The organism is Billgrantia saliphila (genome assembly GCF_002930105.1).
GTDB lineage: Bacteria > Pseudomonadota > Gammaproteobacteria > Pseudomonadales > Halomonadaceae > Halomonas > Halomonas saliphila.
Genome location: NZ_PJRN01000001.1, coordinates 441,511 through 457,270, shown reverse-complemented (window position 1 = coordinate 457,270; position 15,760 = coordinate 441,511). Strand labels below are relative to the sequence as shown.

Below are 15,760 nucleotides of genomic sequence, written 5' to 3'. Positions count from 1 at the left end.
TCGTCACTTGCTCGGGCCCGGCATTGCGCAGGCGGAAGACACGGATGGCCCGCGCCAGCAGCTCGGCCTGATGCTGCAGGTCACTGGCGGCCCGGGCGCTCTGCTGGACGCGCTCGGCATTCTGCTGGGTCACCTGATCCATCTCGGCGATGGCCTGGTTGATCTGACCGATGCCACTGCTTTGCTCTTCCGAGGCGGAGGTGATCTCGCCCATGATGTCGTTGACTCGCGTCGAGGCCGCCACCACTTCAGCCATCGCGCTTTCGGCACGCTGCACCTGGCTCGCTCCGTCGCCGATCTCGCGGGCCGAACCGTCGATCAACTGCCGGATCTCCTTGGCCGCGTCCGCGCTGCGCCCCGCCAGGTTGCGCACCTCGCCGGCGACCACGGCGAAACCGCGCCCCTGCTCGCCGGCGCGCGCCGCCTCCACCGAGGCATTCAGCGCCAGGATGTTGGTCTGGAAGGCGATCGAGTCGATGACGTTGATGATGTCCTTCATCTTCTCGGAGCTGGCGGTGATGCGCTCCATGGTCTTGACCACGCCGTGCATCAGCTCGCCGGTGTCGCGCACGCGACCGGCATTGTCCAGCGCCAGGCTGCTGGCCTGACGGGCATTGTCGGTGTTCTGCTGCACCGTGGTGGTCATCTCCTCCATGCTCGACGCCGTTTCCTGCAGCGAGGCCGCCTGCTGCTCGGTACGTGACGAGAGATCCTCGTTGCCCCGCGCGATGGAACGCGAGGCGGGAGTCACTACCTCGATACCCTGCTGGATGTTACGCGTCGTGTTGTAGAGACTCTTGCGCATGGTATCCAGCGACTTGAGCAGCGCGCCGATCTCGTCGCGGGTCTGCTCGGGCGAGCGAACCGCCAGGTTGCCCGACGCAATCTGCAAGGTGAAATCCACAGCGCGGCGCACCGGTCGCGTGATGGCCCGAAGAATCCATAGGCCAAGCAGGAACAGGAGCAAGATGCCGAGGGAAATGGCCACGATCTGCCCCGTCAGCATCATGGATTGGCCGCGTTTGGCATCCGCCACGATCTGATCGGCGTAGCCGAGCTTGACCTCCACCAGCGCATTGATGCTTTGGCTGATCGCCTCGACCTCGCCGCGCAGCACATCGTTGTAGGCCTCATAGGCGGCAAAGCCGCTGCCCTCGATCAGTGCCTGCATCGTGGGGCGAATGCCCTGTTCGATGGCGACGTCGAGGTGCGCGCCGAGCGTCACCACTTCCGGCATGGCCGCATCGTCACTGTCAGCGAAACCCGCCCAGGCGCCTTGAATCCGCTCGATCACGGACTCGACCTCGGCGTCGAGTTCATGGATCTGTTCCAGACGCAGCGCTCGCGGGTTGCGGACGGGACGCTCCAGGTCGACCATCAACTGACTCAGCCACTGGTCGATGCGCTGCAGGTCGGCGATGTCCTGAACCCCGTTGTCGTTGAGGTAGATGACACGATCGCCCGACACCTTCAGTCCGTAGAGTCCCACGGCACCGCTGAGTATCAACAGCAGGGCGGGTACCAGCGTCATCATGATCAGCCGGGAGCGGATGGTACGCACGTTCAAGCGCGACAACCAGCCCAGCGGACCGCGGCGCACCAGCTGTCCCTGCCGCAGAGCGAACCTGGAGCGTCCCTCGCGAAGCTGCGCGTAGGCGCGCGCCGCCGCTTCGGCAACGCTCGCCTCGATCGTCGTGCGCACCGAGGTAAAACCGAGACACTTGCCGTCGTCCAGAATCGGCGTCACCGTGGCGTGCACCCAGTAGTGATCGCCATTCTTGCACCGGTTCTTGACCACCCCCTGCCAGGTGTTGCCGCGCTGAATCGTCTGCCACAGATCGGCGAAAGCCTCCTGGGGCATGTCGGGATGACGAATGAGGTTGTGCGGCGACCCGATCAGCTCTTCATGACTGAAGCCGCTGACCTCGACGAACGCCGCGTTGGCGTAAGTGATACGCCCTTTGGTGTCCGTCCGGGTGATCAACAACTGCTGATCGTCCAGCTTGTATTCGCGCTGCGTAACCGGCTGATTGTTTCGCATGTCCCTTCATCCCCTGCCGCTTCAGGTTGCCTGGCTTGTGGCCAATGTTATTCTCCGCTGTATTCCGAACCGGGCCGGTAAGCGCGCTTCAGAACGTTTCCCACTCTTCTTCAGAGGCCGCCTTGTTCGGCTTCGAAGAGGCTTGCTTGGACGGCTTTGGATCGTGCCGCAGAGCCGCAGGCGCGCGCCGCTGTTGCTGATCTTTTTCGGGTCTGCCGGCAGATGCCGCTTGGCTGGGCACTTGCTCGGGCCCGGCATTGCGCAGGCGGAAGACACGGATGGCCCGCGCCAGCAGCTCGGCCTGATGCTGCAGGTCACTGGCGGCCCGGGCGCTCTGCTGGACGCGCTCGGCATTCTGCTGGGTCACCTGATCCATCTCGGCGATGGCCTGGTTGATCTGACCGATGCCACTGCTTTGCTCTTCCGAGGCGGAGGTGATCTCGCCCATGATGTCGTTGACTCGCGTCGAGGCCGCCACCACTTCCGCCATCGCGCTTTCGGCACGCTGCACCTGGCTCGCTCCGTCGCCGATCTCGCGGGCCGAACCGTCGATCAACTGCCGGATCTCCTTGGCCGCGTCCGCGCTGCGCCCCGCCAGGTTGCGCACCTCGCCGGCGACCACGGCGAAACCGCGTCCCTGCTCGCCGGCGCGCGCCGCCTCCACCGAGGCATTCAGCGCCAGGATGTTGGTCTGGAAGGCGATCGAGTCGATGACGTTGATGATGTCCTTCATCTTCTCGGAGCTGGCAGTGATGCGCTCCATGGTCTTGACCACACCGTGCATCAGCTCGCCGGTGTCGCGCACGCGACCGGCATTGTCCAGCGCCAGGCTGCTGGCCTGACGGGCATTGTCGGTGTTCTGCTGCACCGTGGTGGTCATCTCCTCCATGCTCGACGCCGTTTCCTGCAGCGAGGCCGCCTGCTGCTCGGTACGTGACGAGAGATCCTCGTTGCCCCGCGCGATGGAGCGCGAGGCGGGGGTCACCACCTCGATACCCTGCTGGATGTTACGCGTCGTGTTGTAGAGACTCTTGCGCATGGTATCCAGCGACTTGAGCAGCGCACCGATCTCGTCGCGGGTCTGCTCGGGCGAGCGAACCGCCAGGTTGCCCGACGCAATCTGCAGGGTGAAATCCGCCGCGCGGCGCACCGGGCGGGTGATCGCGCGCAGAATCCAGGCGCTGATGATGAGCAATAGCACTATGCCCACCGCCATGAACGACAGTTGTCCGATCAGTATTTGCTGCTGGCCCTGCGCGGCATCTTCGGCCATGCCCAACGCGGCCAGCCGCTGCTGTTCGATGAGCTGATTAACCTGTCCCGTCAACGCCTCTGCCTGCTCGAGCAGCGGCTGGGTGCCGTTATTCAACGCCATCATGGCATCGAAGGCTTCTGCTCCCCCCAGCGCATCAGCCATGGCCAGCAATCCCTCCCGCAGGAAGGTCTGCAGTGCCTCATCGAATTCAATGGCGATCGAAGTTTGGTTGATCTCGCGCTCGAGATACTCGCCCCATAGGCCCGTCAGGCGTTCGACAACACCTCTTAGCGAATCGGCATGCTCGTGTCGTGCACCGAGCAGCTCCATGCGCTCTCCGCTCGCCAGACTCTGGGGGCCTTGGCTCACCAGTTGGCCGATCTGCTGCAGGCGGATCACATCCTGGAGGCCATCGCGGTTGAGCTCCGTAAGGCGTTCGCCGGACTCATTGAGACCGTAGAGGCCGACGCCTCCGCTGGCGAAGAGCAGCAGCAGCGCCGACAGCGTCAGCATGGTCAGCTTGGCGCGAAACGTATGCACATTGAGACGCGATACCCAGCCCATCGGTCCCCGACGGATGAGCTTGCCCCGACGAACCACCAAGCTGCCTCGCCCCTCACGAATGCGGGCATAGGCGCGTTCCGTCGCCTCGACGACGCTCGACTCGACCTTCGAGCGCACCGAGGTATAGCCCAGACACTTGTCGTCTTCGAGGATGGGAGTGACCGTCGCATCGACCCAGTAGTGGTCGCCGTTCTTGCAGCGGTTCTTGACCACGCCTTGCCAGGTATCACCGCGCTTGACCGTCTGCCACAGGTCGGCAAAAGCCTCCTGCGGCATGTCCGGATGGCGAATGATGCTGTGTGGCGCTCCGATCAGCTCTTCATGGCCGAAGCCGCTGACCTCGATGAATGCCGCATTGGCATAGGTGATGTTCCCTTCGAGATCCGTTCGGGTGATCAGTAGTTGCTGATCATCCAGCTTGCACTCGCGCTGCGTAACCGGCTGGTTGTTTTGCATCGTTATTGTCCTTTGATCCCAGCGAACATAGGCTTTCCCGAAAGTTGTCTTTTTCGATGAAGCCTAGGGCTATATTCCCCGTCAGGTGTCTCGGCGATGCACTTGGCTCGCCTCCCGTCTCGTCATCTCATCGGGCCTAGAAGGAGGCCCACTCCTCTTCTTGCTGCGCTTGACCCTCGCTTGAGGTTGGCTTCGTCTCGCCCTTGCGTGCGGCAGGCAGCGGATCGCGCTGCGCTTCCGATGGCCGTGCTCGAGTCGTGCGGGCCGGAGATTCCCCCGGCATGGAGGCATCGAGCTGTCCGGCGAGACGAAAACGCATCACGGCCTCACGCAACCGTCCTGCCTCCGCTTCCAACTGGGTCGCTGCCGTCGCGGCCTGCTGAACCAGCGCGGCGTTCTGCTGAGTGACCTGATCCATCTGGGTGACGGCCTGGTTGACCTGGCCGATGCCGCTACTTTGCTCCACCGAGGCGGAGGCGATCTCGTCCATGATGTCGCTGACCCGTTGAACCGCCGCCACGATCTCGCGCATGGTCTGCCCCGCACGATCGACCCGCGAGGTACCGACGTCGACCTTCTCCAGCGATGCCTGGATCAGGTCGCGAATTTCACCGGCTGCGGAGGCGCTGCGCCCGGCCAGATTGCGCACTTCCTGAGCCACCACGGCGAAGCCTCGGCCGTGTTCGCCGGCACGCGCCGCCTCCACCGAGGCGTTCAGCGCCAGGATATTGGTCTGAAAGGCAATGGAGTCGATCACGCCGATGATGTCCGACATCTGGTGTGAACTCTCGCTGATGTCGTGCATGGTGGAGACCACTTCGCCGACCACCTCGCCGCCCTGCGCTGCGGTGCGCGAGGCCTCGGCCGCCAGTTGGCTGGCCTGGCGCGCGTTGTCGGCGCTCTGCTCGACGGTGGACGCCAGCTCCTCCATGCTCGACGCCGTCTCGGCAAGCGAGGCCGCCTGCTGCTCGGTACGCGACGACAGCTCCCCATTGCCTTCGGCGATGCCGTGAGCGCCCTGGTAGATGCCCTCGCTACTGCTGCGCACCGTTCCCACGGTCTCGGAGAGACCTTCCTGCATATGCTTCAGCGAGGTGAAGAGACGGCCGATCTCGTTGTTGCCGCGATTCTCCACCGGCTGCGAGAGATCGCCCTGGGCCAGTCCCTCGAAATAGCCCACCAGGCGAGCGAGCGGTTGCAACACGTTGACCGAAATGCCCCATACCACAACGACCATCACCGCCACCGACCCCAGCAACACCGCGACGATGGCCAGGCGCACCAGATCGGCCACTGAGGCGAAGGAGGCCTGGTGGGGGGCCCCCGATTCGCCAATGTGAGGCGCCATGGCAGCTACCGCGGCACTGCCCTGCTGCAGCGCGTACAGTCCCAGAAGACTGAGCACGATGATCATGCCACCGAAGAACAGCAGCACCAGAAACCAGCTGGCACGAACCGTCAAGTTGTCGAGAAACTTCACACCACCCCCCTCTAGAGCGACAGGCGCGCAGCCTGGTTGAAGCGTCCGGAACGCAGACGGAAAGCCGCTCTTACTCTAAATGTCGGCTTTCACGTCAAAAACTTGATCCGTGCTGCGCTATTCCGCGACGCGTTCGACCAGTTCCATTTCGTCACTGGTGAGCAGCTTGTCGATATCGACGATCACCAGCATGCGATCCTCGAGGCTGCCCAGGCCGCTGAGGAAATCCGAGGATAAGGTGACGCCAAACTCGGGCGCGGGCTTGATCTGATCCGGTGCGAGCGTCATCACGTCGGAAACACCGTCGACCACGATGCCCACGACCCTGTCCTCGACGTTGACCACGATCACTACCGTCTGGCCGCCGTACTCGACCTTGTCGAGATGGAACTTGATGCGCAGATCGACGATGGGCACGATCACACCGCGCAGGTTGGTCACGCCCTTGATGAAGTCGGGCGCGTTGGCGATACGAGTGACGTTCTCGTAACCGCGTATCTCCTGGACCTTGAGGATATCGACGGCATATTCTTCGTCGCCCAGCGAGAACACCAGAAATTCACGGTTATGGGCTTCGGCCGCGGCCAGTGCCGCATCGTTCGACGTGTTCATGACGAGGTCTCCAGCGCGTTGTCGGATAAGGCTTTGTCAGATAGGACTTCGAGAGAATGGGAGCCACGCTCGGGCCGACGCCTCTCCTTCTTGGCGCGGCTGAGACGGTGCAGACCGGTAATGTCGAGGATCAGCGCCACACTGCCATCCCCCAGAATGGTGGCGGCGGAAACCCCCGGCACCTTGCGGTAGTTGGTCTCGAGGTTCTTGACCACTACCTGCTGCTGCCCGACAAGATCGTCGACCAGCAGCGCATAGCGACGACCCTCGCCTTGCACGATCACGGCGATGGTCTCGGTGAGTTCGGTCTTGGCATCGGGCACGTCGAGAGCATCGTGAACCGCCACGACCGGGAGGTACTCGTCGCGCACCTTGAGCACGACGTCGTCACCGGCCATGGCGTAGAGATCTGCCTTGGCCGGCTGCAACGATTCGAGCACTGCCGACAGCGGCAGGATGAACATCTCGCTACCGACCTTGATCGACATGCCGTCGAGGATGGCCAGGGTCAGCGGCAGGACGATGCGAATGGTGGTCCCTTCGCCCGGACGGGACATGATCTGCACATGCCCCCCCATGCCCTGAATGTTGCGCTTGACCACGTCCATGCCGACGCCCCGACCGGATACGTCGGTCACTTCCTTGGCGGTGGAGAAGCCCGGCGCAAAGATGAGCTGCCATACCTCGTCGTCACTCATGGCGTCGGATACGGGCAGGCCATTCTCGCGAGCCTTGCTCAGCAGTCTGTCACGGTTGAGGCCGGCACCATCATCGATCACCTCGATGATGATATTGCCTCCCTGATGCTTGGCCGACAGAATCAACTTGCCGGTGCGCGGCTTGCCGGCCGCCTCGCGGACGTCGGGCGGCTCGATGCCGTGGTCGAGACTGTTGCGCACCAGGTGCGTCAGTGGGTCGATGATGCGCTCGGTGAGGCTCTTGTCGAGTTCCGTCGACTCGCCCTCGGTGACCAGCTCGATCTCCTTGCCCAGCTTGCCGGCGGTTTCGCGAACGACACGCGGGAAGCGGCTGAAGACGAAATCCATCGGAATCATGCGGATCGACATCACCGCTTCCTGAAGATCCCGTGCGTTGCGCTGCAGCAGGCTCATGCCATTGAGCAGCGCCCCATCGGAACCAACGTCCATCTCGCTGACGGTCTGGTCCAGCATCGACTGAGTGATGATCAGCTCGCCCACCAGATTGATGATCTGGTCGACCTTGTCGACCGAGACGCGGATCGAAGTCGACTCGCCTCCGCTTTTGGCCTTCGGCTTGGTCTTGGGCTTGGCGGCTGCAGATGCGGAAGCGGCTTTCTGATCGACGGCGGCCTTTCCAGCGGCAGTCTTGGCCGGTTCGTCGGCGGGCTTCGGCTGCGGCGCGTCCGCGGATTTCACGGCTTCCGCCAACTCCTCGGTCTGTGCCGCCTGGTCATTTCCTACCGAGCGAATCTGAATCTGGTCGGCATCGATGATGAAGCACATGACCGCCTCGATATCGTCACCGCTCACCGAGGAGGCCAAGGTCACCTCATAGCGCGACTCGTCGCCGCCCTGGGCGACGACATCGCCGAGCTGGGCCAGTTCCTCGACGAGCAGTTGACGATCCTTCTCACCCACGTTGAGCAGCGCAACGACCAGTTGGTCACCCTCGCCCGCTTCGCCATCCGCTTCCCGGGATTCCGGCTCAGGCTCCTTAGGCGCTGCAGCCGGTTTGGGAGGAGCGGCCGCACCGCCGTCGAGATCCTGGCCGATCTCTTCCAGCGCTATCTGCTGCAGCGTCCGGCAAATGCGCTCAAAGGCCTCCTGATCGGGCTCGTCGCCGTTGCGATAGGCGTCTAGCTGATCACTGAGCATATCCTTGGTTTCCAGAAAGGTATCGACGATATCCCGGCGCAGGGTGAGTTCACCCTTGCGGGTATGGTCGAGCAGGTTCTCGAACAGGTGCGTGGTTTTCTGCAGGATGTCGAAGCCAAAGGTCCCCGCGCCGCCCTTGATCGAGTGCGCTGCACGAAAAATGGCATTGAGCTGTTCGGTATCCGGCTCGTCCACGTCCAGCTCCAGGAGGTGGCGCTCCATATCGGCCAGCAGCTCTTCGGCTTCCTCGAAGAAAGTGTCATAGAAATCAGTGATATCCATGCGCATTACCACCTGGTGTCAGATTTGGTTTCCACGCGCCTCACTCGGGTGCGAGCGTACGGCGCAGGCCTTCTGTAAATTGTTCGACCGGTGCCAGGTCGACGTCACTTTCCAACCTTGTACTCAGCGGACTCGGCACGCCGGGACCGTTGAGAATGCTGGGCCGTCGGATGTAGTCGGCCACCTCGGGCAGCAGCACCAGCAATTCGATACGGCGGTTGTCCGCGTCGTTCGGGTCGGTATCCGGCAGCAGTACGCGATCGGCGAAGCCCGAAACGCGCAGCAGCTTGTTGGAATCGAGCCCACCGGCAACCAGCTCGCGCCGGGAAGCATTCGCTCGATCGTTGGAAAGCTCCCAGTTGCTATACCCCCGATACCCGCCGGCGTAGGGCCGACTATCGGTATGCCCGCTGATGCTCAGGTCGTTGGGCAGATCGTTGAGCAGCGGCGCGATGGTTCGCAACAAGTTGCGCATATACGGCTCGACCCGATTGCTGCCGATATCGAACATGGGGCGTTGCTCCGTATCCAGCAGCTGGATGCGCAGGCCTTCCGGGGTCAGATCGAAGCGCATCTGCTGGCGCAGTTCACGCAGCTCGGGATCGGCCTCGATCACCGTCTCGATGCGCCGCTGCAGATCCATGAAAAAGCGGCGCTGCTGCTCACTCGGCCGCGTCTGACTCAGCGTGTCGATTCGTGCCCGCTCACCCTCGACGTGTGTCGGGTCGGGGCCACCGCCCGGGATTACCTTAGTGCTACCTGAGCGATCCCCGCCGGTGACGGCATTGGTCAACGGCGTGCTGAAGTATTCGGCCACGCCCTCCCGCTCCTCCGGGCTGGATATCGAAAGTATCCACATCACCAGAAACAGGGCCATCAACGCCGTCATGAAGTCCGCCAGCGCTATCTTCCAGCTGCCGCCGTGGTGGGCATGGATGACTTTCTTGCGCCGAATGACGATCGGGCGCTTGTCGCCAGCCGCACTCATTCTGCTGCCGCGCCCGACTTGGAGTTACGCACATAGGTCTCGAGCTCGGTGAAGCCCGGACGCTCACTGCTGTGCAACGCCTTGCGGCCGAATTCGACCGCCAATTGCGGCGCGTAGCCGTGAAGACTGGCCAGCAGTGTGATACGAATGCACTGCAGCATCTTCTCCGCCTCCTTGGCCTGGCGCTCGATATTGCTGGCAAGGGGGTTGATGAAGCCGTACCCCATGAGAATGCCCAGGAAAGTGCCGACCAGGGCATGAGCGATCATCTCCCCCATCTGTTCCGGCGACGCATCGGCATAAGTCAATGCCTTCACCACCCCCATGACGGCCGCGACGATACCGAATGCCGGCATGGCGTCCCCCACCTTGGCGATGGCATCGGCAGGAATGTGGGCCTCCTGCTCGAAGGTTTCGATCTCATGCAGCATGAGTTCGTCCAACTCCATGGGGTCCATGCCGCCGCTGACCATCAGGCGCAAATAGTCGGATAGAAAGTTCATGATCATGGGATCAGCAAGCACCTTGGGGTGCTCCTGGAACAGCGCGCTCTCCTGGGGGCTGTCGATGTCACGCTCGATACCGAGCATGCCTTCGCGACGCACCTTGCTCAGCAGCTTGAACTGCACCGCCAGCAACTCCATGAACAGCTCTTTCTTGTACTTCTTGGTGCGACGCAGCTTGGGAAAGATCTTGAAGGAGGCTTTTATCGCCTTGCCGTTGTTCGCTGCGAGGAAGGCCCCGACTCCCGCACCGCCGATTATCAGCAGTTCGGTCGGCTGGTAGAGCGGTCCGAGATACCCGCCGGCAAGCACGTAGCCACCGAACACGGACAGTAGAACAACGATATACCCTAATAAAATCAGCACAGACGATACCCTTCAGCGAATCAACCCGTCGATACCACAACTATCGGCATGGTGAGGGGATACTTGAGCCCGAAACGGAAGAAAAACAGCGTGGCAGCGGCAAAACGTACGACGCCGCCCCGATGCAACCATCGGGGCGGCGTCCTGCAGGTCTTGCTGCGAACCGGAGGGGGCGGTGGGAGCTTAGCCGACCTGCTTGACCAACGGCGCTTCGTGGCCGACGACCTGCGCCTCACTCTCCTCGAGCTGGCGGCGACGGCGGGTCTTGCCGGCACGCGAGGGGGGCATGCAGACACCACAGACATAGTCATGATCAGGAGTGTGAGCATGGGCGACGAAGCGACCGCTGCAATGCGTGCAGGTCGAAAGCTGCAGCAAGTCGCTCTCGAAAAAGCGCACCAGCGTCCAGGCCCGGGTCAACCCCAGCACGGGTTCAGCCTGATCTAGGCTGACCTGTTCGTTATAGAGCCGGTAGGCCGTAACGAAGGCCTGCATTCTCTCACGCCCCTGATTCGTGACCAGGCTGCGGTAGATGCTGTAGAACAGCGAGGCATGCACATTCGGCAGCCACGTAATGAACCAGTCGGTGGAAAACGGCAGCATCCCCTTGGGCGGAGACATGCCGCGCACTTCCTTGAACAGACGAATCAATCGCGCCCGGCTCAGGTCGGTTTCGGTCTCCAGCACTTGCAGACGGGCGCCCAGCTCGATCAGTTCGATGGCGAGCTGAACCTGCTGCATCTCTTCGACAAGACTCTTCTGGGACATCACTCACCCCCCCGTGACATGGAAACCGCACCACGTCCAGCCATCAACAGCGAGGCGTGGAATTGGGACAGTCCATTGTCACGGGGGTTGTCGACTACCTGTCGAAGTTGGTCGGCGCCTTCGAAACCGAAGTGGCAGAGCAACTGGTTGGTTCGTGCCAAGCGTGTCAGCTGAGCGGCGCCGAGCGACGACAGCAAGTCCGCCGTTTCCTCATCGATCTTGAGGCGGAACATGGCCGCCGCACGATCGTCGTTGAGTAGACGCTGTGCCAACAGCAGATAGGCGAGATTGAGTTCCTGGATTTCATCCAGGTGATTCGTGTTCTTCATTCTATTTTTCCCTGCACGCGGATGGGTCGCGTGTCCTTATCTTTTTTTAATATCTATTGCAGGTCTGTTACACATTTCGCGATCTTAATCGAGACGCGTACCGTACCTGGTAAGGACCGTTAAGCTACGTGACGCATTGTGAACCACTGTTCGCCGTAGTGCCAACCACCCATGAACCCACCAACCGCTCAGGCAAAAGACTTACAAAACTCAGCCTCGAGAACTAAATTGTTAACGCCCTGTACGGAAACGTAAAAAAAAGCGCCAACAGCTATTGACAAGAGCAAAGAGGGATCGAGAAATTTACATAAATTTACAAAAAATTTCCCAAAGTTTCTTTGTTACTCTTCTGTCTGCAGCTTTTCGAGCTCATAGACCCAGACGAGGAGCTCCGCAATGACCTGGTAGAGCAAGGGTGGAATACGCTCATCGAGGTCGAGTCCCATGAGCAGCGACACCAGCTCAGGTGCATCGTGCACGTAGATGCCTTGCCGCTTGGCCTCGGCCAGGATCCGCTCGGCCATGTCCCCGTATCCTTTGGCCAGCACCCGGGGAGCATCGTCGCCGTCACGATAGGCTAGCGCTACCGCTTGGCGCCGGCGCTCCGGTTTGGGGCCGCGTTCAGACTGGGAATCCATACCGCTCCTCTCCCTCTTGCCACCCTTCCCCTAAATCCTCTCGCCAGAGCCGTGCGTCAATCAGCACCGTCGACAGACCGGCATCACGCAGCCGTTGCTCGAGCTGTGGCATGCCTTGGCGGAGCGTTGCGAGGGTCGCATCGTCGCGCGCCTTCAGCTCCATTCGCAAATTGCTTTCCTGCAACCAGAAGGCGACGCCAAGCTCTCCCAGACTCGGTACCGATAGTTTGAGTTCGGAATGCCACGCCTCCTGATTCCCCTCTTCTTCATCACCTTTGTGATCGCCCTCACCCTCGCGCCTTGCCCCGGCCGGTAGTTGAATCATCAAGGCCATGAAGATTCCCGACCAGACATCCCCCTCCCATCGCAGCACGGGCGCCACCAGCATTTCGAGCTGATGCCGAACCAGTCCCTGCAGACTCTCGTGCACCGGTTCACCCGCAGTGCGTGAGCGCATGGCCTGCTCGGCTTCGCGTCCGGCAGAGTCACTCACTTCACTATTCAACTGGCCCGGCGCAGAAGCCTCGCGCAACGCAGACACAGTGCGCTCCACCGCTCCGGGCGCCATCCGATCGGGATGACCGGAGCCGGGTAGCAACGCCTCGGTCGAGGCGTAGGAACCGGCCGCCTGCGCTGCCGCCGCCTGGCTGGAGTTAGGTAAGGGAACCGTTGCTCCCGGCTGAAGCGAGGCCAGGCCCGCCCCACCCTGCGCCGGTAAACCGGTGGCACCCGGCATGGCGGGAGGAGCAGCTCCCGCAGTCGTTGCTCCAGAGGCTGGAGCAGAAGCAGGTTGGGAGGCAGGAGAAAAGCGCAGCGTTTGCATCATCTGCGGCTCGCGCTCGAGCTGCTGACGACTCATCTCACCGCGATACCAGCGTGAAAGGTGCGCTTCGTAGAACAACCCGCTATCGCGCACTCCCGCCTGGAGCCGACCGGCCAGCGTCGTTGCGTTGGGCGATTCATCGGCCCCCACCAGCGGCACCGATGAACTCAATACGGAGGGAGGCGCTGGAAACCGTACCAGCAGATCGGCAATGGTTCGTGCCGAGGGACTGAAGTGCGTCTGAAAAGAAGCCGGCGGCGAGGAAACGCCTGTCGTCGACGCCGGCGCCTCGCCTCGATGAGGGTTTGTCGAGGCACCTTGTAGCGGCGCCGCTGCCGGACGCCGCCCATCGAGGCGAGAATCACTATGCAGCGCACGCGGCCCCTCGCCCGGATCGACCGGCCGAACCGGCTCGGTCAGATCACGCGGCGGAGCCGTATCGATACGCTTGCCCAGGACTTGATGGAGCAGCGTATCCAAGAGTGGTGTAATGCCACTCACGGGACCCTCTGGCCGAACTGATCGGTGGCATCGATCACTGTCGCCGCCTGCCTGCCGTAGCTGCGATGCAGATCACGCTGGCGGCGGGTCGCATCCATCAACTGCCCAAGTTCGGTGCGACGTGCCAAGAGGTGCTCCCGGATCGCCAGGTCGTCCGCCAGTATCGCCTCCAGCAGCTCGGCCTTGCGCAGCGTCCCTTCCCGATCCAGATGCGACTGGCCATCCAGTTGCCGAAGCCGATCGGCCAGTTGCAGGTAGCCTGCCTGCTGCTCGATCAGCGCATCCCAATCACCGGCGTTGGCCAACGCCAGCATGGCCGCGACCTGATGCCTCAGCTCGGCATAGCCGTCGATCACGGCGCGCGCAGTCGTCATTGCCATCTCAGCTCTGTGCTCCTGTGGTGCCGATTTCTCGCCAGGCGGATGCGATATCGTCCAAAAGACGCTCGGCCTGATCGAGACTCTCCTGATCATTGTGCAGATTGGCAGCCAATAGCAGCCGAGCGATGTAATCGTAGAGCGCACCGAGTCGCTCGGCGATTTCGCCGCCCTTCTCCACGTCCAGCGCGGCCAATAACCCGTTGTTGACGATGTCCAGCGCCTTGGAGATGGACTTGCCTTTTTCGGCGGTATTGCCCGCCTGCATATGGATGCGCCCGGCGCGAATCGCCCCCTGGGCGCCGTCGAACAGCATCACGATCAACTGGTGCGGGCTGGCCGACATCACACCGCTCTCCACGCCGACCCGGGCGTAGGCCCCGGCCCCCCGGCCGTAGGTGGCAGCTCCTCGCATGGCAGTCATGGCGAAACCTCTCCTGTGGTAGCTTGCCCTTGTCGCATCGGCGTCATGCCGACGGCCGTGTGCGCATGAGCCGATTACTTCTTGCGCCCAAGCTGGGCATTCATCATATCGAATTGCTGGAACAGATAATTGCTGGTCTGGTTCATGCTCGCGACCATGGCGTCGAGCTTACCGAACTGCATTCGATAACGCTCGATGGTGCGCTCGATGCTGACCTCCATCCGAGCGGACCGCTCCTTTAAGCTATCGATGCGCGACTCTAACCCGCGCTTGGCGTTATCCAGTAGTCCACTATCCTCGAGCATTTGATCGAGAGCAGCGTGCAGGCTGCCGGCCATCCCTTCTTCTTCGCTGGCTCCGGCCAGGAAGCTGGCCAATGCCTCGGGCTGTCCCGCCACGACTTCGCTCAGCTTCTCTTCATCGAGCTTGAGCGTTCCGTCACGCTGTAGCGTGACACCGATATCCGTAAGCGTCCGCAGCTCGCCATTGCCCACCGCGCTGCCCATGATGCCGCGCAATCGGGATTCGACGCTGCGCAGCACACTGTCACCCAACAGCTCGCCGGCCTCCCCGGTATCGGAATTGAAGCGAGTCAACCCCTTGGCGGTGGTGCGCAGCTCGTTATACGCCTTGACGAACGCACTGACGCCCTCGCGAATAGCCAGGGTGTTGCGCTCGATCTTGACGGTCGATTCGCCTACCTCAGCCAGGTTGAGCGTCACTCCCTGGATCGCACCTTCAACCTGGTTGGACTGGCTGGATATAGCGATGCCATTCACTTCCAGCGCCGCATTCTTGGCGGCGACCGTCTGGGACATCGTGCCGGTTCCACCATAGGAGAGCGAATCGTTCAGGGTGGCATCGCCGCTATCGCTGGCAAACGCGATGCTCTGTACCGCGGCATCGGTACCGGTATTGTCGACGGACAGCACCAGTCGATAAGGCTCGGCGCTTCCATCGCTGACGATGGTGGCCGTTACACCGGCTTTCTCTGCATTGATGGCATCGCGGATGTCTTCGAGAGAACTATCTGCTGCACCAAGCGTCAATTCCAGTGTCTTCGCGCTATCACCGGAGCCGACATTGATCGTCATCATTCCGGCACCCAGGTTGGTGTCGCGATTGGCGAAACCACCGGTTGCCAGGCTCTGGGCGCGAGCCAGGCTCGTCACGTTGACGTCGTAGCGGCCCGGCTGAGCTTCGGCCCCAGCCGCTGCGGTGATGCTGCTTCCAGTGACACTGCTCGACATGCTCTGATAGAAACTCGAATCATTGAGCTTGTCGGCAGCGGATTGCAGTTTTGACAGTGCGCCCTGCAGCTTTCCGTAGGCGGAAATTTTCGCCTGGAAGCTCTTTTGCTGCAGCTTGATCGGCTCGAGCTGCTTACGCTCGGCCGCCTTGAGCTGGTCGAGCAAACCGTTGAGGTCCAATCCGGAGCCGATGCCCAGCGAGCTTATCGTAGCCATGACGCTTCCTTTTCCATGCAGCTATTGTGGC

The 15,760-nt window shown here is 62.0% G+C and carries 14 protein-coding genes; all 14 read right to left on the bottom strand.

Translation table 11 applies throughout. The features are described from left to right. Nucleotides 1–2,041, bottom strand: a 2,041-nt coding sequence (locus CYJ07_RS02135; protein WP_104202006.1) for a methyl-accepting chemotaxis protein, incomplete at its 3' end; no start/stop codon positions are given. 88 nt (nucleotides 2,042–2,129) lie between these two features. Beyond that, on the bottom strand, nucleotides 2,130–4,316 hold the full coding sequence (locus CYJ07_RS02130; RefSeq protein ID WP_104202005.1) for a methyl-accepting chemotaxis protein: 2,187 nt from the start codon (nucleotides 4,314–4,316) through the stop codon (nucleotides 2,130–2,132). A 136-nt stretch (nucleotides 4,317–4,452) separates the two neighbouring features. Further along, nucleotides 4,453–5,796 carry a methyl-accepting chemotaxis protein gene (locus CYJ07_RS02125; RefSeq protein WP_104202004.1) on the bottom strand — a complete coding sequence of 448 codons (1,344 nt, stop codon included), beginning with the start codon at nucleotides 5,794–5,796 and terminating at the stop codon, nucleotides 4,453–4,455. Between the two features lie 117 nt (nucleotides 5,797–5,913). After that, nucleotides 5,914–6,408, bottom strand: a complete 495-nt coding sequence (locus tag CYJ07_RS02120; RefSeq protein WP_104202003.1) for a chemotaxis protein CheW — start codon at nucleotides 6,406–6,408, stop codon at nucleotides 5,914–5,916. Continuing rightward, nucleotides 6,405–8,546 (bottom strand): chemotaxis protein CheA, encoded by a 2,142-nt coding sequence (gene cheA / locus CYJ07_RS02115; protein WP_104202037.1) that lies wholly within the window; start codon nucleotides 8,544–8,546, stop codon nucleotides 6,405–6,407. Before cheA ends, CYJ07_RS02120 begins: the two co-directional genes overlap by 4 nt. A gap of 40 nt (nucleotides 8,547–8,586) precedes the next feature. Then, nucleotides 8,587–9,534, bottom strand: coding sequence for a flagellar motor protein MotB (motB, locus tag CYJ07_RS02110; protein WP_104202002.1), 948 nt, complete (start codon nucleotides 9,532–9,534; stop codon nucleotides 8,587–8,589). Then, nucleotides 9,531–10,403, bottom strand: coding sequence for a flagellar motor stator protein MotA (gene motA, locus CYJ07_RS02105; protein ID WP_104202001.1), 873 nt, complete (start codon nucleotides 10,401–10,403; stop codon nucleotides 9,531–9,533). The genes motB and motA overlap by 4 nt, the downstream gene beginning before the upstream one ends. Before the next feature lie 183 nt (nucleotides 10,404–10,586). After that, nucleotides 10,587–11,171, bottom strand: coding sequence for a flagellar transcriptional regulator FlhC (gene flhC, locus CYJ07_RS02100; RefSeq protein ID WP_104202000.1), 585 nt, complete (start codon nucleotides 11,169–11,171; stop codon nucleotides 10,587–10,589). Further along, nucleotides 11,171–11,500: a flagellar transcriptional regulator FlhD gene (flhD, locus tag CYJ07_RS02095; RefSeq protein ID WP_104201999.1), complete on the bottom strand. Its 330-nt coding sequence runs from the start codon at nucleotides 11,498–11,500 to the stop codon at nucleotides 11,171–11,173. Before flhD ends, flhC begins: the two co-directional genes overlap by 1 nt. Before the next feature lie 341 nt (nucleotides 11,501–11,841). Then, nucleotides 11,842–12,138, bottom strand: a complete 297-nt coding sequence (locus CYJ07_RS02090) for an EscU/YscU/HrcU family type III secretion system export apparatus switch protein (RefSeq protein WP_104201998.1) — start codon at nucleotides 12,136–12,138, stop codon at nucleotides 11,842–11,844. Continuing rightward, entirely contained in the window at nucleotides 12,122–13,441 is a 1,320-nt protein-coding gene (gene fliK / locus CYJ07_RS02085; RefSeq protein WP_197038231.1) for a flagellar hook-length control protein FliK, read from the bottom strand. Before fliK ends, CYJ07_RS02090 begins: the two co-directional genes overlap by 17 nt. A 17-nt stretch (nucleotides 13,442–13,458) precedes the next feature. Beyond that, entirely contained in the window at nucleotides 13,459–13,842 is a 384-nt protein-coding gene (locus CYJ07_RS02080; RefSeq protein ID WP_104201996.1) for a flagellar protein FliT, read from the bottom strand. A 1-nt stretch (nucleotide 13,843) separates the two neighbouring features. Continuing rightward, entirely contained in the window at nucleotides 13,844–14,263 is a 420-nt protein-coding gene (gene fliS / locus CYJ07_RS02075; protein ID WP_104201995.1) for a flagellar export chaperone FliS, read from the bottom strand. 74 nt (nucleotides 14,264–14,337) lie between these two features. Next, nucleotides 14,338–15,729, bottom strand: coding sequence for a flagellar filament capping protein FliD (gene fliD / locus CYJ07_RS02070; RefSeq protein ID WP_104201994.1), 1,392 nt, complete (start codon nucleotides 15,727–15,729; stop codon nucleotides 14,338–14,340). Nucleotides 15,730–15,760: the final 31 nt, after the last annotated feature.

What these genes read in the sequence shown, in the direction of transcription:
- CYJ07_RS02130 (WP_104202005.1), bottom strand. Translation starts at nt 4,316, where the DNA reads ATGCAAAACAACCAGCCGGTTACGCAGCGCGAGTGCAAGCTGGATGAT.
- flhD (WP_104201999.1), bottom strand. Translation starts at nt 11,500, where the DNA reads ATGAAGAACACGAATCACCTGGATGAAATCCAGGAACTCAATCTCGCC.
- CYJ07_RS02120 (WP_104202003.1), bottom strand. Translation starts at nt 6,408, where the DNA reads ATGAACACGTCGAACGATGCGGCACTGGCCGCGGCCGAAGCCCATAAC.
- flhC (WP_104202000.1), bottom strand. Translation starts at nt 11,171, where the DNA reads ATGTCCCAGAAGAGTCTTGTCGAAGAGATGCAGCAGGTTCAGCTCGCC.
- CYJ07_RS02080 (WP_104201996.1), bottom strand. Translation starts at nt 13,842, where the DNA reads ATGGCAATGACGACTGCGCGCGCCGTGATCGACGGCTATGCCGAGCTG.
- fliD (WP_104201994.1), bottom strand. Translation starts at nt 15,729, where the DNA reads ATGGCTACGATAAGCTCGCTGGGCATCGGCTCCGGATTGGACCTCAAC.
- fliS (WP_104201995.1), bottom strand. Translation starts at nt 14,263, where the DNA reads ATGACTGCCATGCGAGGAGCTGCCACCTACGGCCGGGGGGCCGGGGCC.
- cheA (WP_104202037.1), bottom strand. Translation starts at nt 8,546, where the DNA reads ATGGATATCACTGATTTCTATGACACTTTCTTCGAGGAAGCCGAAGAG.
- CYJ07_RS02090 (WP_104201998.1), bottom strand. Translation starts at nt 12,138, where the DNA reads ATGGATTCCCAGTCTGAACGCGGCCCCAAACCGGAGCGCCGGCGCCAA.
- motB (WP_104202002.1), bottom strand. Translation starts at nt 9,534, where the DNA reads ATGAGTGCGGCTGGCGACAAGCGCCCGATCGTCATTCGGCGCAAGAAA.